Genomic DNA, 19964 nt, shown 5'->3' on the forward strand with positions numbered 1-19964 from the left:
TACTTGGTAACCTGAAAGAAAGTCTTCACCCCTTCTGCATAAAATATTCTGTCCCGGTATAGACACAGCCTTAGTATGACCCGTCAGTAGTTGTAATATCAGTAAAAATATCCATTTCGCGCTTCATCGCAACGCCTAGGGTTCAAAAAAGGCAGCACCCCCGTTTCCGCTGATGGCACACACGAAAGCTTGATTCGAAAACGCTATTTTTCTCATGACTAATCCCTCCATACGATAAAATAACCCCTATTCGGGGCTTACCAACATCATAACAAATTCCCTGCTTTTGTCCAGTTCAATTCCATATCGCACGTCCTTCCAATCTCTTATACAAGCCTTATTGAAAGAGGTTTTCAAAGCGACAACGTTTAAAGAAAGCCACAAGATGGTTCTATCATGTTCAAACCGGCGAAATGTGTCAGATGTTGTGAAATTTTCTCTTGAAACGATGGAGAAGAGTGTGTACTATATACAAGGTAAAACCTCATACAACAACTCGTATAATTTTGGGAATATGGCCCATAAGTTTCTACCGGCCGACCACTATAATCGGCCGACTATGAGTGAAAGCGCATCTAGGGTTCCGTTTCTTTTTTTGATTTTACAAAGAAAGAAAGGCTGGACCAAGCGATGCGGACACTTTTGTGTTACACCAAAAGGGATAAAAACCCAGAAGGACAGGCTTCACTTGAGAGGAACTGCTCAAGGAGCCTGTCCTTTTTCAGTTGGAAAAGGAGCGATAAACGCAGAATGGAATTATTGATGGAACGTATTCGTCAAGAGGGATTGATTCTGTCCGACACGGTGCTGAAGGTGGATTCGTTTTTGAATCATCAGGTGGATACGCAGCTCGCATTGGAGATTGGACGGGAGTTTGCGCGGTTGTTCGGCGATAAGTCCGTAACCAAGGTGCTGACCATCGAGGCCAGCGGCATTCAGTTTGCGATGGCGACGGGAATTGCGCTGAATGTCCCCTTTATTTATGCAAAAAAGAAGAAGGCCGTCACGCTTTCCGAGAAGGTGTATTCGGCACCCGTATATTCGTTTACCCGGCAAGAAATGTACCAGGTTAGCGTTTCGCAGAAATACCTGAGCCCGGGCGATAAAGTGCTGATTATAGATGATTTCCTGGCTACAGGCGCGGCGCTGGCGGGGCTGGTCGATATCGTAAGAGAATCGGGAGCCGAGCTGGTAGGGGTAGGCTGCGTGATCGAAAAAAGCTTTCAGGAAGGCCGCAGTCTGCTGGAAAAAAAGGGTGTCCTTGTACATTCCTTGGCCCGGATTGCTTCGATGTCGCCGGGTGAGATTCATTTTGTGCAAGACCATCGTTTATGCCATCAAGGTCAAGGGAGAATGTAGCATGTTAAGCAAACAAAAAGTCATTACCCTGGGTTTTCAGCATGTGCTGGCCATGTATGCCGGGGCTGTTATCGTACCGCTGATTGTCGGGGGAGCGCTCAATCTGACCAGCTCGCAAATCGCATATCTGATCGCGGCCGATTTATTTACATGCGGCATCGCCACGATCCTGCAGGTGATGGGAACAAAATATTTTGGCAGCGGGCTGCCCGTTATTTTGGGATGTACCTTTACGGCAGTCGGTCCGATCATTGCCATCGCCTCTACGTCGAATTTGGCGACAGCGTACGGAGCCATTATCCTGTCCGGTTTATTCGTTATTTTAGCCGCCCCGCTGTATGGAAAGATGCTTAAATTTTTCCCTACCGTTGTGACCGGTTCGGTCGTGACGATTATCGGGCTTTCCCTGATTCCGGTAGCGATGAACAACGCCGCCGGCGGTCAAGGGAGCCCCGATTTTGGCCAGCCGGGCCATTTGCTGCTCGCGCTGTTCACGCTGCTGGTTATTCTTGTAGTGAACCGGTTGGCTACCGGATTTTTACGGGCCATTTCCGTGCTTGTCGGGTTGATTGCCGGAACGGCCGCAGGCTATGCCATGGGTATCGTCAGCTTCTCGTCCGTTTCGTCAGCGTCATGGATTAGCGTTGCCCAGCCTTTTTACTTCGGCATTCCTGAAATCAGCATCACCGCGATTATTACCATGATCATCGTAAATATCGTCAGCATGGTGGAGTCCACAGGCGTTTATTTTGCCGTCGGCAAAGCCACCGATCAAAAAGTCGAGAACAAGCAGATCGTCAACGGGCTGCGTTCCGAAGGTCTTGCCATTATGCTGGGCGGGATTTTCAATGCGTTTCCTTATACCGCTTTCTCTCAAAATGTCGGCTTGATTACGCTCACTCGCGTGAAATCACGGGATGTCATTTTTGCTGCGGGAGGCATCATGGTTGTTCTGGGCTTGCTGCCTAAGCTGGCGGCCTTAACGACCGTCATTCCCAATGCGGTGCTTGGGGGTGCGATGATCGTCATGTTCGGATCGGTCGCTGCCGCGGGGATATCGATTTTGTCGGGTGTTGACCTGCGCCAGGGAGACAATCTGCTGATTGCCGCCTGCAGCATCGCTGTCGGTCTGGGCTCGGCCACCCTTCCCCAGATGTTCGACCAGCTTCCGGGCTTCGCCAAAATGTTAATGCAAAACGGCATCGTGTCCGGTTCCTTGACCGCCATTCTTTTGAATCTGTTCCTGTCCAAGCGAAATGCCGCCGCCGCGGAGGTTGTTCAGGAAGCTTAATACGTCGTTGCCAATCGCTCCCGTACCTGGTTTTGGGGGCGATTTTTTTATGAAGCCGGGAAAGTAACAAAAAAGGAAAAATTTTAAAATTTATCATTGAAATGAAAGCGCTATCGTTTTATAATGAGTTCAATGAAACGTTTTACTGACAAACGGACCCATTTTATTCATTTTTTAATAACGTTTCATTAAGGAGTGGATCATGACGCCGACTATAAAAGATGTAGCCGCCGCCGCGGGAGTTTCCATCGGTACGGTTTCGAAGGTGATTAACAAATCGGGCTTTGTCAGCGAGAAGATCAGAGAAAGAGTCCTGCTTGCAATTACTCTATTAAATTATAAACCGAATGCGGTGGCCAGGAGCTTGAAACAATCCAAGACGCATTTGATCGGCATCATTGTCGATGATATTTCCAACCTGTACATGATGAAAATCATAAAATCAGTCGAGAATCTGGCGACGGAAATGGAGTACAATCTCATTTCCTGCTCTCACAATAACCGGCCGGAGGAAGAAAGGAAGGCGCTCCAGCGGCTGATGGAAAAGCGCGTGGACGGTATTATCATGGTGCCTACAGGAAGCAACTTGGATGAACTCAATATGCCGAATAACATTCCCGTGATCTTGGTTGACAGAAAGGTTGAAAATGCCCGCTTCGATACGGTAGTCCATGAGAACATCAATACTTCGATCACGCTGGTTCAGCATTTGTATTTGCATGGCCGCCGCAAATTTCTTTTTATCCATGGGGCCCTCCGTCATTCGGTCGAGATCGAAAGAGTTAACGGTATCAAAAAAGCGATTCATCTTCTGGGGCTCGATATGAGCGCACAAGTGTTTCTAGAAGTCGGAGTGGCGCTCGGACACATTTCGGCAGAAGTGCGAAAATATCTGGAGCATTCGGGATTGCCGGAGGGCATATATGCGACGAATCACTTGGCTTTAGCCGGAACGGTTAGAGCTTTATGGGATATGGGCGTTCAGGTGCCGGAAGAAGTATCGGTGGCGGGCTTCGGTGATATTGATACCTATGGCCTGTTGCGTCCAAGCTTCACTTTAGCGAAGGAAGACCCCTGCGAAGTAGGGAAAATCGCTTCCGAGCTCCTTTTTGAAAGGATCGAATTCGATAAGCAAGTTGACCAGCCTAAAGAGTTTCTTGTAACGCCTAAAATAACGATCGGGACTTCTTGCGGTACTCACGTCAGACCATAAAGTACCACAAGAAGTTTTATTTAAGGCATGCAGTAAAACGTTTCACTCTAATTGAAAGCGATTACATCAAGGTTGGGAGTGATGCAGGGTATAAAAATCAAAATACTGGTCGCTGCATTCGGTTGGATTCAGGCATGGTAAAAAGGCGGTTCTCATTACAACATTATGGAGGGTGATGTCGATGAAAAAAATGTTTAGTTTGCTTTTTGCAGTAACCATGGTGGTTTTGCTGGCTGCTTGCGGATCGAACAGTAGTAATGAAACGGGTAATTCTTCCGCTAAAAATACTCCGGAGCCCGGCACTAATGCGGAAAACAAGCCGGATCATGGAAAGCTGACCATCGGGATGTCGAACTCCATTTTAAGCATAGATTTTTTCGTTGCGCTCAAGCAGGGTGTTGAGCAGGGGGCCGCTAAAAACGGGTACCAAGTCATTAATACTAATGCCAACGGTGATGCAGCCAAGCAAGTTGCCGACATTGAGGATATGATTCAAAAAGGCGTGGACGCGATTATCGTAAACCCGCAGGATGTCGATGCTATTGTTCCTGCGATTGAAAAAGCGAATCAGGCGAAAATCCCCGTGATCGCCTTGGACCGGGGTGCCTCGGCCGGTGAATTGCTGTCCTTCCTTGAAACGGATAACGTGGAAATGGGACGTAAAGCAGCAGATTATATTGCGGAAAAATTGAAAGAAAAGAATGGGGATTACATAGGAAATGTGGTGGAATTGCAAGGGCTGTTAGGAACGACTGCAGCCCGCGACCGAGGCAAGGGATTTAATGATCAGATGCAGCAGAAATACCCGGACATCAAAATCGTTGCACGCCAAGCGGCGGACTTTAACCAGGAGAAGGCGCTGAATGTGACGACGAATATTCTCCAGGCCAACGCCCAAATCGATGCGATCTTTGGACATAATGACGACAATACGGTAGGCGCTGCCAATGCGATTGATCAAGCCGGACGATTTAAGCCGATCGGAGATAAGGAGCATATCGTCATTATTGGGATTGACGGCACCCGCCAAGCGATCCAGGCCATTAAAGACGGACGAATCGATGCCACGATTTCTCAAGTTCCCATCGAGATGGGGGAAATGGCGGTAGAATATGCGAAGCAGGCTCTGGTGGATCAAAAAACGGTAGAAAAGCATACCTTTACCCGTAACTTCCTTGTCACCAAGGAGAATGTAGATAAAGAAAAATTGTGGGCAACGGAACTGAAGAACTGAGCCATTCGCGAAATTGAAATTTAAAGGGGTACAGCTTCGCCATTCGTACTCTTCTAAACCAAGATAAGGGGGGCCAATGGTGGCTGAGTCAGCAACCTTATTGAAGATGACGGGGATCTCCAAATCCTTTGCCGGGGTCAAAGCCTTGGATCAAGTTCATTTAGAATTGAACAAAGGTGAAGTCATCGGTCTTCTCGGGGAAAACGGAGCCGGAAAATCGACATTAATGAAAATATTAAGCGGCATCTACACACCGGATACCGGCGAGATCTGGTTAGAAAATCAGAAATTATCTCTGCGGGGTCCCAGGCACTCCCAAAGCGCAGGAATCAGCATCATTCATCAGGAGCTTAATTTATTGCCTCATTTGACCGTAGCGGAAAATATTTTTATTCAATCCTTGCCGCAAAAAGGAATCGCATTGGATAAGAAAAAGCTGTTCCAGGATGCCCAGCAGCTTCTTGATGAGCTTGGATTCCATATTCATCCGAAGACCCTTGTCGGTGAGCTCACCGTGGGCGCCCAACAGATGGTAGAGATTGCGAAAGCCTTATCCTTTCAATCGAAAGTGATCATTATGGATGAGCCCACATCAGCGATTACGGAACAAGAAACGGCAAAGCTGTTTGAAATCATACGTTCTTTAAAGGCAAAAGGAATTGCGACGATCTACATCTCCCACCGCATGGAGGAAATTTACGAAATCTGCGATCGGATTGTCGTTCTTCGCGATGGCTGCAATGCCGGAGAAGGGTTATCTGCCGACCTGAAGCCGGAGCAGATTGTGAGGATGCTGGTCGGAAGGGAAATGACGCAAATCTTTCCCCAACGAAAGGGACGGCCTGGCGGGGAAGTGGTGATGGAAGTAAAGGACTTCACTCGAAAGGGCGTATTTGAGAATATCTCTTTTCGGCTGCATAAAGGGGAAATTCTCGGCTTCTCCGGATTAATGGGCTCCGGCCGAACCGAGTTAATGGAATCTGTTTTTGGAATGGAGCCGGTTACCGGTGGGGAATTCATGGTTCACGGGAGCCGGGTCAACATCCGATCGACTCAGGATGCGATCGCAAAGGGGTTCGCCCTGGTTCCGGAAGATCGCCGAAAGCATGGCTTGATCGGTCATTTTACCGTGATTCAAAACGTAACGATCGCGACCCTGAAAAATATATCCGGATTTCTTCAAAAAATCAATTTTAAGAAAGAAAGGGAAATTGCCGATCGGTATATTGCCCAACTCCGCATCAAGACCCCCAGCGGGGAAACCGTGATTTCCAACCTGAGCGGAGGCAATCAACAGAAGGTCATCATCGCGAAATGGCTGGAGTCCCAACCAAGGATTCTGATTCTGGATGAACCTACGCGAGGCATTGATATCGGGGCTAAAGCCGAAATTTATCACATCATCCATGAGCTTGCCGCCCAAGGTACGGCTATTATTCTTATTTCTTCTGAATTGCCGGAGGTGATTGGCCTGAGCGATCGGATTCTGGTGATGGCCGGCGGAAGAATCACCGGCGAATTCCATCGGGAGGAAGCCACGCCTGAAAAAATTATGCTTTGCGCTACAAGAGGGGGGTACACATGAACGAAGAAAACTTGGCAGCCAATCAGTCCTCCACAGACAAAATAGGTATTGCCGGCAAGAAGGCACTATACGCGAACCAACAGAATCAGATGCTTGCCTGGTTATCGAAAAATAAAGTGCTTATCGCGTTATTGCTGCTTTGCGTATTTTTTTCCATATCTACAGAACAATTTTTAAGGATGGATAACATTCAAAATATCTTTTTGCAAAGCGCCATCATGGGAATTGTTTCCATCGGCATGACTTATGTCATTATTACAGCCGGCATCGATCTGGGGGTCGGTTCGATTGTTGCAGTCACCGGAATGGTCATTGCAGGTATGATTAATTCCGGCGTACCGATCATCGCAGCCATCCTGGCGGGGCTGTTGATCGGGATGATAAGCGGCATCATCAACGGATTCTTCATTACCAGATTTCATATGGCGCCGTTCATTGTCACTTTGGGAATGATGGCTGCGGCCCGTTCGGTTACCCTTGTATATTCCGATGCCCAAACGATCTCGGTATATAAGGACCCGTTCCTGCAATATCTCCGAATGGGCAAAATCGCGGGTATTCCGGTGATGATCCTGATTACCGCGGTATTGTTCCTGATCGCCGGCTATGTGCTGTCTAACACGGTATTCGGCCGTCATGTATATGCGATAGGAAGCAACAAAAAGGCGGCTGAAGTTTCCGGTATTCCTGTAAAACGGATCGAAATGATGGTATATGTGATTGCCGGCACATTGGCTGCGGTCGGCGGACTCATGATGACCGCGAGGCTGGGGTCCGGGACGCCTCTCGCCGGAGTAAACCTGGAGTTAATGGCCATCGCCGCTGTGGTGATTGGCGGAACGAGTCTTTCCGGCGGAAGGGGAACTATTTTCGGCACGCTGATCGGGGTTCTGCTCATTAACGTATTAAATACAGGCATGAACCTCATGAATATATCTTCCCACTACCAGGGATTAATCATGGGTGCGGTTATCCTCTTAGCTGCGCTGATTGATTCTGTAAGCAATAAAAAATCCAAATAAATGGATGGCCTGCATTTCTATAACATTTAATTATTGGAGGAAGATCAATCATGGAGCAAAAAACCAATGGGATGAAAAAATTTATTAACGATCCTGAAACCGTAGTGGATGATATGCTGGAAGGCTTGCTTATTGCCCATTCCGATCAATTGAAGAGCGTCCGAAGCGATAACCGCGCCCTGGTTAGAGCTGATTCCCCTATCCAGGGGAAAGTGGCTATCGCTACCGGCGGGGGCTCCGGGCATCTTCCTTTATTTCTTGGTTATGTCGGCAAAGGAATGCTTGACGGCGTAGCGGTAGGAGACATTTTTGCTTCTCCAAGCTCGCAGCAAATGCTGGATGTCACCCGTTCGATCCATGGCGGAGAAGGCGTCTTATATATTTACGGGAATTATGGCGGAGATGTCATGAATTTTGATATGGCCGCTGAATTAGCCGATTTGGACGGTATTCGTGTGGAGACGGTCGTGGCCACCGATGATGCGGCCTCGATGCCGAAGGGATATGAACACCAACGCCGAGGTGTAGCGGGGATGTTCTACCTGTACAAATTAGCCGCTGCCAAAGCGGAGCAGTTTGCCAGCCTCGATGAGGTGAAACGAATCGCCGAGAAAGCAAATTCAAACGTGCGTACCATGGGGGTTGCCCTTACCCCTTGCATTCTGCCTGCCGTCGGCCGCCCTACGTTCGAAATCGGAGAGGGAGAAATGGAAATCGGGATGGGAATTCATGGGGAGCCGGGCATTCAACGCGGAAAACTTCAAACCGCCGATGAAGTGGCGCAAACCCTGGTCACCGCCATTCTTCAGGATATGCCGATCGATAAGGGCAGCGATGTGTCTGTTCTGATTAATGGACTGGGCGCTACGCCGTTAGAAGAGCTATATATTTTTTACCGGTCTGTTCATAAGCTGTTAGAGGAGAAAGGGATCCATATCTATAACCGTTATATCGGCGAGTATGCCACATCCTTGGAGATGGCGGGTCTCTCCATATCCATCCTGCGTCTTGACGATGAATTGCGCGAACTGCTGGATGCCCCATTTGCCACTCCGTTTCGAATTCAGAATTAAATCACTTCCTGCAAAGATACAAAGGCTGGCGACAAGGAGAGATCATATGAAAGAAACACTGAATGTCCAAGACATCAAAAACATTTTACAAGAGATCAGCAGAATTATGGATGAAAACAAAGATTACCTGTGTAAGCTGGATGGCGCTTTAGGAGACGGCGATATCGGATTGACGATGTCGAAAGGATTTCGGGCCGTGGTTGAAAACCTGCCGAATACCTCCAACGAGAATATCGGTGTCGTATTGATGAATAGCGCTGTGGTGATGGGGGAAACGGTAGCTTCAACGATGGGAACCTTAATGGCTTCCGCCATCATCCGTGGCGGGAAAGTGACTCAGGGCAAATCGGAATTGACTGCCGAGGATTTGCTGACAATGACCAGAGCGATGGTTCACGCTTTAGTGGAGCGCGGTAAAGCGAAGGCTGGCGAAAAAACGGTTTTGGATTCGATTATTCCGGCGATGGAGGCATTAGAGGCGGCTGCGAAAGAAGGCAAGTCTTTGAAGGAGACGATTAACGAGGCTTATGCTGCGGCAGACAAGGGTGCCAGGCACACCATTGAAATGCAGGCCAGACACGGCAGGGCCGGGAGGTATCTCGAACGTTCCATCGGGCTTCAGGATCCGGGAGCTACGGTCGGCGCACTCTTCTTTAAAGGATTTTCAAACTATGTCAATGCCGGGACGTTTACTTCAGCATAGAGGTGCGGGTTCACACTGCTGCTCATGCACACCCGTAAAATGAAGGTGAATTTCACTGCCGTTATCGTTTCGGCACCGAAAGGCGCTCTCCTGAATGAAAAACCGGTTTGGAGGTGAATGTCCCGAATGAATCCGGATGAGGCCAAAGCCATGATTCTTGATATTGGACAACGAATGTACCGCAAAGAGTGGGTGGCGTCCAACGACGGGAACATCAGCGTAAAATTGGACGCCGACCGGGTATTGGTTACCCCTACCCGGCAAAGCAAGGGCTATATGACCGCTGGGATGCTATCCATTGTCGATCGGCAGGGGCATGTCCTCGAGGGTACCTATCAGCCCACTTCAGAGTTAAAGATGCATCTTAAAATTTACGAAATGCGTCCGGATGTCAATGCCGTCGTGCATGCCCATCCTCCATTCGCCACCTCATTTGCCGTTGCAGGCATACCCTTAGACCGATATATTCTGGCCGAAGCGGTATTTGAGCTGGGGAAGGTTCCGATTGCTCCCTATGCTACGCCTTCCACGGATGAATTAACGGACTCTTTCGTCGATTTGCTTTCAGAGCATGATTGCTTTCTATTGAAAAATCATGGAGCGACAACGATGGGGATCGATCTGATGACGGCTTATTATAAGATGGAATCGTTAGAACATTTGGCAAAAATCATGAACTATGCATCGAGCCTGGGGAAGATGGATGAAATCCCGCTGGACAAGGTCCGGGTGCTTGAAGGGATGAGACAGAAGTACGGCATTCATGGCAGACAGCCCAAGTCAACCGTATAATTCGGAAATCAAACCGGGAACAGCGAAAAGCATCTTCCTTCAGCTTGACGAGGGAAGATGCTTATTGCTGTCAATGCCGCCTCAGTCACGAACCGCAGCCAAGCCGGAGATTTCCCGCAAAATTTCATCCTTGATCTGATCTATCCGGCGGAAATCCGTGGACTGGGCATAGATTTGCTCCAGTTCATCCTGAAGCGATTTGGCCTGCGCCAGGTGCTGTATGGATGCTTTCATTTGTGCGGCGTACCGCGCTTTGATGCCGCTTAACGCATCCGCATGGGCTTCGTCCGTACCCGGTTGGATGCAGCGCTTATACATATCCACGATCTCGTCGGAAGCGCGGTCGGGATCATACTCATGCGGCGCCGTGCTGTCAAAAATGGCGAAGCCCAACTCCCGCACGATGACCATATCCAGACTGTTCGGGTCGAAGCCGCAGTGGTAGATTTCCACATCGAAGCCGCGTTCCATCCCTGCGGCCGCGAGCTTTTTCAGCAGGGTGGACTTACCTGAACCGGCCCGGCCTTTAATGAAGTACCTTTTCAGATTTTCGGTCAGATTCGGAACAAAATCGACCGCGCCTTTCGGAGTGGCCGCTCCCAAAAAACGGTGGTCGACCCGGCTCCGCTTCTCCAATCTCCGATCGCCGTAGAGGAGCTGTATATACTCATTCGTCAGTTCATCGGCTGCTTGAAAATTCATGTTGGCGATATAAACCTTTTCCCATTCATCATGAATGCGCAGCGCTTCCGCAAACCCGGCATATGCGCGTTCATGGGCCTGCTGAATGGTCTCATGCAGGAGTTCGATCTCCGTTTGCCGGGCGGTAAGCCGTGCCGCATCCACGGTCTCTTCCAAGTTCACGTATCGCACAACCGTCCCCGGCTCCAGGGGCTCTATTTCACGCAGGGCCGTCCCATCGATGACTCCCGCCTTTAGAGCGGGGATAATCAAACCGTCCAGCGCGTCATTGTCCGAAGGGCTATGAATCAGCCAGATATCATAGCCCTCCTCAGCCAAGCGGCTTCCTATCGTCCGAATCAAACTCGATTTTCCTGTCACCGGCCCCCCTTTTAAAATAAAAAGCCGCTCCAGACCTTGTATGGATGAATCGAACAGATTGGCAAAGCCGCGAGCGGTATTTCCGCTCGCATAGAAGTTTTCGACGATTCCACTCATCACCGTCACACCTTTCCGGGCTAATGTCATGGCGCATAGTTTATCGTATGACAACCCTGTCAAAAGGGTGCAGGAGAACTCAGCGTTATCCATGGAGCCTGAGTATCCTTTTTCAACCGGGGGAGATATAATGATGATAGAGTGATAGATTTCCAATACTACATAATACAGGAGTGGTCTAGCGTATGTATAGCGGTTTTTTGAGAGGCTTTATGCACCGGCACGAATCTCCGGTTCAATATATATTGCGGCTGGATGAAAACGAGGTTCAACTGAATGACTGGATTGGAGAGCAGCTTGAAATCCGGTTTTTACATGAAATCCGATGCATTCATTGCAGCAGAAAAATAAAAAAACATATAATTCCGGCTACTGCTATCCATGCTTTATCGCTTTAGCCGAAAATGACCTGTGCATCGTAAAACCGCATGAATGCCACTTTGATCAAGGAACATGCAGGGATGAAGCTTTCGCCCAAACCCACTGCATGGTTCCGCATTATGTTTATCTGGCGGTAAGCAGCGGTCTCAAGGTGGGTCTGACCCGAAAGGGCAACCAAATGAAGCGCTGGACGGATCAAGGAGCCGTACAGGCGATTCCGATTGCCGAGCTGCCGACAAGAAAGCTTGCGGGAGAGCTGGAATTTGAGCTCAGCAAGCATGTGATGGACAAAACGGACTGGCGCAAAATGCTGAAGGGCGAAGTCAGCGAGATTGAACTGCTTCAAAGCAGAGATGAAATTCTCGCTCACGTTCCGGAAGCCTTTAAGCCGTATCTGCTCGACGACACGAAGGTATTTGAATTCCTCTATCCGCAATTGGAGCCGGTTCAGAAAATCAAGACGTATGACCTGGACAAATCACCGGTCATTACGGATCGTCTGATCGGCATCAAGGGCAGCTACCTCATGTTCGGGCAGGCGGTCATGAATGTAAAAAAGTTCAGCGGATACAGAGTATCCATATCGCGCGGCGTTGAGCAGGCGGCGCAGTAATGTTCCGGATACTCCCGAAAGCCAAAAGCACGATACACCTGAACCTGGTTGTATCGTGCTTTTCATTATCCTTCCTGCGCCCATTCCTTGAGGATGCGGTCACGCGGAAGGAAGAAGGTCAGCAGGCCGATCAGCGGAAGGCAGCTGACCATCTGCATGACCGCGGGAAGGTGCAGGATGTCGATCAGTCCGCCGAGCGCCACGGCTCCCAGTGCCCCGAGACCGAAGGCCAAACCCGTGATGAGTCCGGATACGGTGCCAATCTTGCCCGGGATCAGTTCCTGAGCGTAAACGACTGTGACGGAGAAGCTCGACAAGAGGATAAACCCATTGATGAGCAGAATGACGTACGCCCAGAATGCATTGGCATAAGGCAAAAGCACAGCCAGCGGCGCGGAGCCTACCATGGAGAAGAAGATCAGGTTGCGCCGTCCGAATCTATCGGACAGCGGACCGCCCATGAAGGTGCCGAGCGCGCCCGCCGCGGCGAACAGGAAGATGTAGATTTGGGCCTTTTCCAAAGGAATGCCGAACTTTTCCATCAAGTAAAACGGATAATAAATGGTCACGCCCGCATGATACCAAGACCGGGCGAACACGAGAAAAATCAATGTCACGACGGCGAAAGTGATTTGTTTTTTGCGCAGAGGACTCATCACCCGTACGCCGTTCTTCTTTGCGGCGGGCCGATGAGCCGCGATATACCCGCTGTACCAGCGGGAAATGAAGAGCTGGACAAGAATGGCCATTCCGGCTACGGCTGTGAACCAGATCGCTCCGAATTGTCCGAGCGGTACGAAGATAAGGGCAGTCATGATCGGAGCCAAGGATTGGCCCGAGTTGCCGCCGACCTGAAAGATCGATTGCGCTAGTCCGCGCCTAGAGCCCCCGGCCATGTATGCCACGCGCGAGCCTTCCGGGTGGAAAACGGCGGAGCCGAGTCCGACGAACAGCACGGACAGCAGAACCATCCAATACGTCGGCGCCAGAGCCAATCCCAATACCCCGATGAAGGTGAACCCCATTCCCAGGGGCAGCATGTAGGGAGAAGGGCGGCGATCCGAATAAAGGCCGATGACCGGCTGCATGACCGAAGCGGTCATGTTTAACGCAAACACAATAAGACCAGACTGCATGTAGGTCAAATTCATGGAATCCTTCAAAATAGGCAGAATCGCCGGTATAATCGATTGAATCGAATCGTTGAACAAATGAACTAAACTGATGGCAAGCAGTATGCGGAATACGGTTGGTTTCACGTTGGACTCCGGGGCCTTCTGAAAGACCGGTCCTGAAGCCGCTGCTCCGGTTTGTACCTGCATGGCAGGAAGCTCCTTTCCCGATTAGGTGCTAACGGCCTAATCCTTCCGTTTCGTTGTTCCGAGCGCTTCTCCCATGGCAACCCTGCTGCCGACCTTCAAATCCTGGCGCGGGTTAAAGGTGCCCGATTCGGTCAGCAGCACGACGGTGGATCCAAATTCGAAGTAGGCTAACTCGTCGCCGCGGTTTAGCTCTGCCGGAAGCGGGGTAACGTATTGGATGCTGCTCACATTCAGCGCCCCTACCTTCACGACGGCGACTTCCCCGGTTTCATGCTGAATATACGTAATCAACCGCTCATTGCGGCTGAGAACCCGGCGCATATGCTTGAGTCCGAAATCGTTCACCGGATATACCTTGCCTGCGACATGCTCCTTCTCCAGAATCGTCCCTGTTACGGGCGAATGGATCCGGTGATAGTCGGTAGGACTCAAATACAAGACAAAATAGAATCCGTGTTTGTAATTGATCGTGCGGGGACTTTGATTAAGCAGCTCATCAATCGTATAGTCCTGGCCTTTGACATTGACGATCAACCCCTCCTGAACGCCGCCCATTCCTGTAATCAGGGCATCGACGGGACTGACCACCGTATCCGGCGTTTCATCGATCGGACGCAATCCGCTTTTTAACCTGCGGGTAAAAAAATCATTTAAAGAAGCATACTCATGAACCGCTTTTTCCGCATCCTGTTCGCGAATGCCATAAGTACGAATAAAGCGTGGAATCAATGCTTTGCTGGCTCTGGATTTGGCGAATGCCCCTGTCAGCTTTGATACGGTCTTGCGCGAAGAAAGCTCGGTCAGAAGCCGGAATAGCGAAATCTTCATAATCGAAAGGTTCACCTGTTTTCTCTTCATAATGTTAAGTAAGCGAATCTAACGCTTATCTTGACACAGAACGAAGCACAAAGCAAACATAAATCGACCCTTAAAAAGGAAGAAAAGCTCCTAAAGGAGCTCCCTTGTCAACTTATAACTACAGATTAAGCCTAATAGGCGTTTTTTTGTATTCTCCGCAGGTGAGGCAAGCGGCCAGGTTCACCTGAATCGGTTGGCATGAACCGGAGTATTTGGTGCAGTACACGGGTGTTTTGTACAGAGGGTCGGGAGAAACCATGGTGCAGTAAGAGCAGTCGGATACCATCTCTGCAGTGATCAAGCTTTCTGCTTCCCGTTCCATTGAAATCATTCCATCCATTCCTTCTCACCCTTCCGTAAAGATAGCGCTTCCAATAAAAGGCGTCTCCGAATAAAAATTTAAAACGCTAGGCAAGGATTATTGTAGCAGAAGAGGTAAGTATTGGCTATAGAGTTTTTGCGATATCTCGGTATTGACAAATATTTCAATCGTGATAATATGATGTATATCACTAGGGGAGCCGAATAGGCTGAGATTGGATCAATAGATCCTAGACCCTCTGAACCTGATCTGGGTTATACCAGCGTAGGAAAGTGGAGATCATTGGCGCACACGCCTTTATTTGTGCCTATATGGCCGCTTCCTTCATTGGGGAGCGGCCTTTTTGGCGTCATTCTCCCCAAGGCTCCCGTGAAATAATAGAAAAGGAGAGGGGATACCATGTCCAAACAATTGAAACTGACGGATATTTTGGTCACGGTCGTCATTGCGGTTGTGTTCAGCATCATTTATCGGGTATGGACCGACATCTACAATCTGGCCAAGCTTCCGGGTATTCAGCTTGATCAATTGATGTACGGTATGTGGTTTATGGCGGCGACCGTTGCGTTCCTGATCATCCGCAAGCCCGGGGTGGCATTTCTGGCGGAAGTGGCCGCAGCCTCTGGCGAGCTGATCACCGGTTCGCCATACGGAGTCGAACTGCTTACCTACGGAGTGCTGCAGGGGATTGGCGCCGAGCTGGTTTTCGCTGCATTCCTGTATCAACGATACTCCGCGGCCGCAGCCGGTCTGGCCGGGGTTGCGGCTGGCGCAGGCGCGCTGGCGCTCGATTTTTTCAAAGGCTATCTCATCGAATTGCAAACCTGGAATCTTATTCTTTACATCGTCATGCGGTTTATCGGCGGCTATCTCTTCTGCGGGCCTCTGGCCTACCTGCTGGTGAAGGCATTGGAGAAAACCGGAGTCACCCAGCTTGTGCGCCCGGCAACCGCCGAAGATTATCAGGCTCTGGACAGGAAGAACGTGCATTGAACGGGGCGGACTGCGCTGTCGCCTGGGTTTCGCGGCTTAGGCTGAAATTTCCCGGCAGTTCGTCGCTTTTGTTCGACGATTTGACGGCGGGCGTGCCCGCAGGGCAAAAGGTGCTGCTGCTTGGCCCAAGCGGCTGCGGCAAATCCACGCTTCTGCAGGTTTGGAGCGGGCTGATCCCGGATGCGCTGGAGGTGCCGCTCAAATATGAAGACATCGGTATTCCGCATTCGTGGGGATATTTGTTCCAGGACCCCGACGCCCAGTTCTGCATGCCCTATGCAGATGAAGAGATTGCATTTGTGCTTGAGAATATCGGGGTGCCTCACGAACGGATGCCGGAGACAATCAGGCGATGCCTGGAGCAGGTCGGGCTGGTGCTGGATGATCCGCATGTGCCGATTGCTTCGCTTTCCGGGGGAATGAAGCAGCGGCTGGCTATCGCTTCGCTGCTGGCGCTCGAGCCGGACGTCTGGTTTCTCGACGAGCCAACGTCGCTGCTCGACCCGGAAGGGACGGCGGAGGTATGGCAAGCCGTGAAACAAGTCGCTCATGATAAGACGGTCATTATCGTAGAGCACAAAATTGACGAGATTGTAGATTTCGTCGACCGGGTGATCCTCTTTGACGCTCACGGGCGCATTGCGGCAGACGGAAGGCCGGAGCAGGTTTTCCGGGATTTTAAGCCGAAGCTCAAGGAATACGGAATTTGGTATCCTGGCGTGTGGGAAGACGAAGAGGACCGGTTCCCAAAAGATAACGACCGATTCATAAGCGGTACACCCGGGGAGATGGAGCCGTTGGTCCGGCTCCGCGGATTTACCGGTTACCACGGGAAGGCGCCGAAAATCGAAGCCGCCTCGGCAGCCCTGTATCCCGGGGATTGGGTTGCCGTGGTGGGGGAGAACGGCGCGGGCAAAAGCACACTGCTTCAGTCCCTAATGCAGTTGATTCCAACGCGCGGCGACTATGTGCTTGCAGGAGGGCCGGTTCGAGGCTTCGACGACGTCTCCGACATGGCGGCTTATGTTTTTCAAAACCCGGAGATGCAGTTTGTGACCCACAGCGTTTATGATGAGTTGGCCTTTAATTTCAGGCGTGACAGGGATTCCGAAGAAACGATCCGGGTGAAAACGGAGGAGCTTCTGCAGCGGTTCGGCCTCGATCAGCACCGCAATCTGCATCCGTATCAGCTGTCGCTCGGGCAGAAGCGCCGACTCAGTGTAGCGGCGGCGACGGTGAAAGCCCAGCGGCTTGTCCTGCTTGACGAGCCCACCTTCGGCCAGGATGCCGCAAATACGTTCGCGCTGCTGGAGATGCTGGAATCATGGCGCCGGGAAGGGATCGCCATCGTCATGGTCACGCATGATCTGGAAATTGTAAGAAGGCTTGCCACCCGGGTATGGGAGGTACGGCAGGGTCGTCTTGCCGCCGAGCTCAGTCCCAAAGAATATGCAAGCCGATTCGCTGCGGCATGCCCGCCGCTCACCGCAGAACTAAGGAGTTGAGGGGCTTTGTCATGGTCTTACAGGGAAACGTGGCTGCACCGCGTCAACCCCGCCTTTAAGCTGATCGTCTCCATCGGCATGTTTATGGTCGTACTGCTGACACATCATTTGAATGTTCTGATCCATGTGACCTGGATGCTTGCGCTTTTGTTCTTTGCAGCAGCCGGCCACCCGGTGCGCCGGCTGCTGCTTTTGACGCTGCCCTTTGCACTGATGTTCGTCTCCTCCGCGACGTCCATGGTATTTTTTGGCAAAGGGGAAACAACCTGGTTGCGCTGGGGTCTCATCCATATTACGGAGGAAAGCTTTTATCGCGGCATGCACATCGGGCTGAAATCGGTTAATATGGCGCTGATCGGCCTGTTGTTCGGACTGACGACAAGCCCCGTCCGGTTGTTTTATTCCCTTATGCAGCAGGTGCGGCTGCCGGCCAAGTATGCTTACAGCTTTATGGCCGCAATGCGGCTTTTGCCGATGGTGGCCAGCGAGTACCGGACGCTTCAGATGGCGCTCAAGGTCCGCGGTGTGAAGAGAGCCAAAGGGATCCGGGGCTGGATGGAATCACTGAACAGGTATGCCATACCGCTGTTGGCTCAAAGCATTCGCCGGGCCCAGAGAATCGCGGTGGCTATGGAGGCCAAGCGTTTCTCCTCGGCCAAGCGGCGGTCCTATTATTACCTGATCGGATGGTCGGCGCGGGACGGGCTTCTGGCCGGTGTAATGCTGCTGATCTGCCTCGCGGCGTTCTGGCTCGGACGGGATTTCCCGTATTTCAACATAGGGGATGTTAGAACGGGATAGGTAAGGCGATTAACGAATCTTACGGGAAGAAATGGAGAGGATTACTTATGAAATTTTCCGAACACCTTCGCCAGGCGGCAGATGCCAGCTGGCAGGCCAGCTTCGAGCATCCGTTCATTCGCGGAATCGGCGACGGTACGCTGCCGTTGGACTGCTTTCGTCATTATGTTCTGAACGACGCCTATTATTTGTCCCAGTTTGCAAGGATTCAGGCCTTAGGGGCTGCCAAGGCAAACGATTTATACACGGTGAACCGCATGGCTGTACATGCACAGGGTACATATAGTGCAGAGCTGGCGCTGCATGAAAAGTTTGCGAAGCTTCTCGGAATCACCGAAGAGGAACAAAAAGCGTTCGAGCCGGCGCCGACGTCTTATGCGTATACGTCGCATATGCTCCGGGCGGCGTACACCGGACAGCTGGGCGATATTATTGCCGCCATTCTGCCGTGCTACTGGCTCTATTACGAGATTGGAGAGAGACTTGCAGGCTGCACGCCGGAGGAGCCGATTTACCGGGAATGGATCGCCGCGTACGGCGGTGAATGGTTCCGCGAGCTGGTGGAGGAGCAAATCGCAAGAATCGATGACATCGCGGAGCAGGTGACGCCGCAGGATCGGGAGCGGATGTGCAACCATTTTGTGATCAGCAGCCGGTATGAATATATGTTCTGGGATATGGCTTACCGTAAAGAAGCCTGGCCGGTATAATACGAAACCGCAGCGGTTAGCGCTGCGGTTTTTTTATCGTTTTGTCTAAACGCCCGGCTGCTGTCCGCCATCGATAACGATTTCCGTACCCGTTATCGACGGGACGCGATCGGACACCAGCAGCAGCGCCATTGCCGCGATTTCTGCGGGATTTACGACATGGCCCAGCGGAATGTTGGCGTTCTGCTCCGCGATTTGAGCATCTACCGTGATTCCCTTGGCCTTCGCATGCTGCTCCGCCATCCTGTGCATGCGTTCCGTAGCCGTGATGCCGGGCGAAATCGCGTTAATTCTGACATTGGATCGGGCCAGTTCCTTGGAGATCCCTCTTGTAAAGTTCAGCAGAGCCGCGTTGGCGGTACTGCCGGCAAGAAACGTAGGGCCCGGTGTACGTCCCGCTGCTCCGACAATGTTGACGATGCGCCCGTCACCTTGACGGATCATGTGCGGGGCGGTTTCTTTGACCATGCGGATGTAGCCGAGCAGCTTCAAATTCCACGCTTCCAGGAAGGCTTCCTCAGGCATCTCAAAAAACGATCCGGCCTTAGCCGATCCGGCATTGTTGATCAAAATATCGATGCGGCCAAAACGCTCCATCGCGGCGGACACCGTTTGCTTCACGGTCTCCGGCTCGCGTAAATCTCCCTTCACTGTGACGATGCGCGAAGCGTCCTTCTCCGGATCACCTTCAAGAATTGCGGCAGCGGCTTGCTCCATGCGCTCCGGGTCCCTCGCGACCATGACAATGGAAGCGCCCTCATCAAACAACGCTTTAGAGCAGGCCCATCCGATTCCGGCGCTTGCTCCCGTAACAATGGCTATTTTCCCGCCAAGTCCTAATTCCATCCCATTCTCCTCCTTTATTGGCTGGGGCTTCTTGCTTCCTTCTATTTTACAACATATGCCTGCTTCCGGCAGTTGAAAATTTGAAAGTATGATACATCCAAAGGGCGGGGCCAGTTCTTCGCCTTATTAATCGTTCACGAATGCTTAACATCTAATGTGACT

General features: G+C 51.0%; 18 protein-coding genes, 1 pseudogene and 2 riboswitches. Of the genes and pseudogenes, 14 read left to right on the forward strand and 5 right to left on the reverse strand.

From position 1 onward, the window contains the following. The first annotated feature begins 476 nt into the window (after positions 1 to 476). Positions 477 to 580, forward strand: a riboswitch (purine riboswitch). A gap of 170 nt (positions 581 to 750) precedes the next feature. The 9 genes from EXW96_RS05665 (at position 751) to EXW96_RS05705 (ending at position 10272) form a co-directional block, all read left to right on the forward strand. After that, entirely contained in the window at positions 751 to 1359 is a 609-nt protein-coding gene (locus tag EXW96_RS05665) for a xanthine phosphoribosyltransferase (RefSeq protein WP_174350122.1), read from the forward strand. 1 nt (position 1360) lies between these two features. Beyond that, entirely contained in the window at positions 1361 to 2650 is a 1290-nt protein-coding gene (locus tag EXW96_RS05670) for a nucleobase:cation symporter-2 family protein (RefSeq protein ID WP_062409326.1), read from the forward strand. A gap of 202 nt (positions 2651 to 2852) precedes the next feature. Beyond that, positions 2853 to 3863: a LacI family DNA-binding transcriptional regulator gene (locus EXW96_RS05675; protein ID WP_174350123.1), complete on the forward strand. Its 1011-nt coding sequence runs from the start codon at positions 2853 to 2855 to the stop codon at positions 3861 to 3863. A 181-nt stretch (positions 3864 to 4044) separates the two neighbouring features. After that, on the forward strand, positions 4045 to 5097 hold the full coding sequence (locus tag EXW96_RS05680) for a sugar ABC transporter substrate-binding protein (protein WP_062409324.1): 1053 nt from the start codon (positions 4045 to 4047) through the stop codon (positions 5095 to 5097). A 76-nt stretch (positions 5098 to 5173) separates the two neighbouring features. Then, positions 5174 to 6682, forward strand: a complete 1509-nt coding sequence (locus EXW96_RS05685) for a sugar ABC transporter ATP-binding protein (RefSeq protein ID WP_074727090.1) — start codon at positions 5174 to 5176, stop codon at positions 6680 to 6682. Continuing rightward, entirely contained in the window at positions 6679 to 7704 is a 1026-nt protein-coding gene (locus EXW96_RS05690) for an ABC transporter permease (protein WP_174350124.1), read from the forward strand. Before EXW96_RS05685 ends, EXW96_RS05690 begins: the two co-directional genes overlap by 4 nt. Before the next feature lie 71 nt (positions 7705 to 7775). Then, complete coding sequence (locus tag EXW96_RS05695) at positions 7776 to 8777, forward strand: dihydroxyacetone kinase subunit DhaK (RefSeq protein WP_074727208.1); 1002 nt, start codon at positions 7776 to 7778, stop codon at positions 8775 to 8777. 46 nt (positions 8778 to 8823) lie between these two features. Further along, complete coding sequence (dhaL, locus tag EXW96_RS05700; RefSeq protein ID WP_062409322.1) at positions 8824 to 9480, forward strand: dihydroxyacetone kinase subunit DhaL; 657 nt, start codon at positions 8824 to 8826, stop codon at positions 9478 to 9480. A 126-nt stretch (positions 9481 to 9606) separates the two neighbouring features. Next, on the forward strand, positions 9607 to 10272 hold the full coding sequence (locus tag EXW96_RS05705) for a class II aldolase/adducin family protein (protein ID WP_174350125.1): 666 nt from the start codon (positions 9607 to 9609) through the stop codon (positions 10270 to 10272). 81 nt (positions 10273 to 10353) lie between these two features. On the opposite strand, the gene EXW96_RS05710 is transcribed toward EXW96_RS05705, so the two are convergent. Continuing rightward, a complete protein-coding gene (locus tag EXW96_RS05710; protein ID WP_174350126.1) occupies positions 10354 to 11451 on the reverse strand; it encodes a PRK06851 family protein in 1098 nt (365 codons plus the stop codon). A gap of 185 nt (positions 11452 to 11636) precedes the next feature. Between EXW96_RS05710 and EXW96_RS05715 the strand changes: the two are divergent. Beyond that, positions 11637 to 12445 (forward strand): annotated as a pseudogene (locus tag EXW96_RS05715) (DUF2797 domain-containing protein). Between the two features lie 65 nt (positions 12446 to 12510). Here EXW96_RS05715 and EXW96_RS05720 read toward each other — a convergent pair. The 3 genes from EXW96_RS05720 to EXW96_RS05730 form a co-directional block, all read right to left on the reverse strand. Next, positions 12511 to 13767: an MFS transporter gene (locus EXW96_RS05720; protein WP_174350127.1), complete on the reverse strand. Its 1257-nt coding sequence runs from the start codon at positions 13765 to 13767 to the stop codon at positions 12511 to 12513. 36 nt (positions 13768 to 13803) lie between these two features. After that, positions 13804 to 14595, reverse strand: coding sequence for an archaetidylserine decarboxylase (gene asd, locus EXW96_RS05725; protein WP_062409317.1), 792 nt, complete (start codon positions 14593 to 14595; stop codon positions 13804 to 13806). Between the two features lie 148 nt (positions 14596 to 14743). After that, positions 14744 to 14965 (reverse strand): hypothetical protein, encoded by a 222-nt coding sequence (locus tag EXW96_RS05730; RefSeq protein ID WP_082660821.1) that lies wholly within the window; start codon positions 14963 to 14965, stop codon positions 14744 to 14746. Between the two features lie 164 nt (positions 14966 to 15129). Further along, positions 15130 to 15235: riboswitch (TPP riboswitch) on the forward strand. 111 nt (positions 15236 to 15346) lie between these two features. On the opposite strand from EXW96_RS05730, the gene EXW96_RS05735 reads away from it, so the two are divergent. From EXW96_RS05735 to tenA, 4 genes are read left to right on the forward strand one after another with little or no spacing between them, the layout of a single operon-like run. Further along, a complete protein-coding gene (locus EXW96_RS05735; RefSeq protein WP_062409316.1) occupies positions 15347 to 15940 on the forward strand; it encodes an ECF transporter S component in 594 nt (197 codons plus the stop codon). Then, positions 15937 to 17445 (forward strand): ABC transporter ATP-binding protein, encoded by a 1509-nt coding sequence (locus EXW96_RS05740; protein ID WP_062409315.1) that lies wholly within the window; start codon positions 15937 to 15939, stop codon positions 17443 to 17445. The genes EXW96_RS05735 and EXW96_RS05740 overlap by 4 nt, the downstream gene beginning before the upstream one ends. Positions 17446 to 17451: 6 nt before the next feature. Next, positions 17452 to 18246, forward strand: a complete 795-nt coding sequence (locus EXW96_RS05745; protein ID WP_174350128.1) for an energy-coupling factor transporter transmembrane component T family protein — start codon at positions 17452 to 17454, stop codon at positions 18244 to 18246. 47 nt (positions 18247 to 18293) lie between these two features. After that, positions 18294 to 18956 carry a thiaminase II gene (gene tenA / locus EXW96_RS05750; protein ID WP_062409313.1) on the forward strand — a complete coding sequence of 221 codons (663 nt, stop codon included), beginning with the start codon at positions 18294 to 18296 and terminating at the stop codon, positions 18954 to 18956. Between the two features lie 45 nt (positions 18957 to 19001). Here tenA and EXW96_RS05755 read toward each other — a convergent pair whose 3' ends face one another. After that, the gene (locus EXW96_RS05755; RefSeq protein WP_174350129.1) at positions 19002 to 19802 is read right to left on the reverse strand and encodes an SDR family oxidoreductase; all 801 of its coding nucleotides are present in this window, start codon (positions 19800 to 19802) and stop codon (positions 19002 to 19004) included. Positions 19803 to 19964: the final 162 nt, after the last annotated feature.

The organism is Paenibacillus sp. JMULE4 (assembly GCF_013337105.1).
Classification (GTDB): domain Bacteria; phylum Bacillota; class Bacilli; order Paenibacillales; family NBRC-103111; genus Paenibacillus_G; species Paenibacillus_G naphthalenovorans.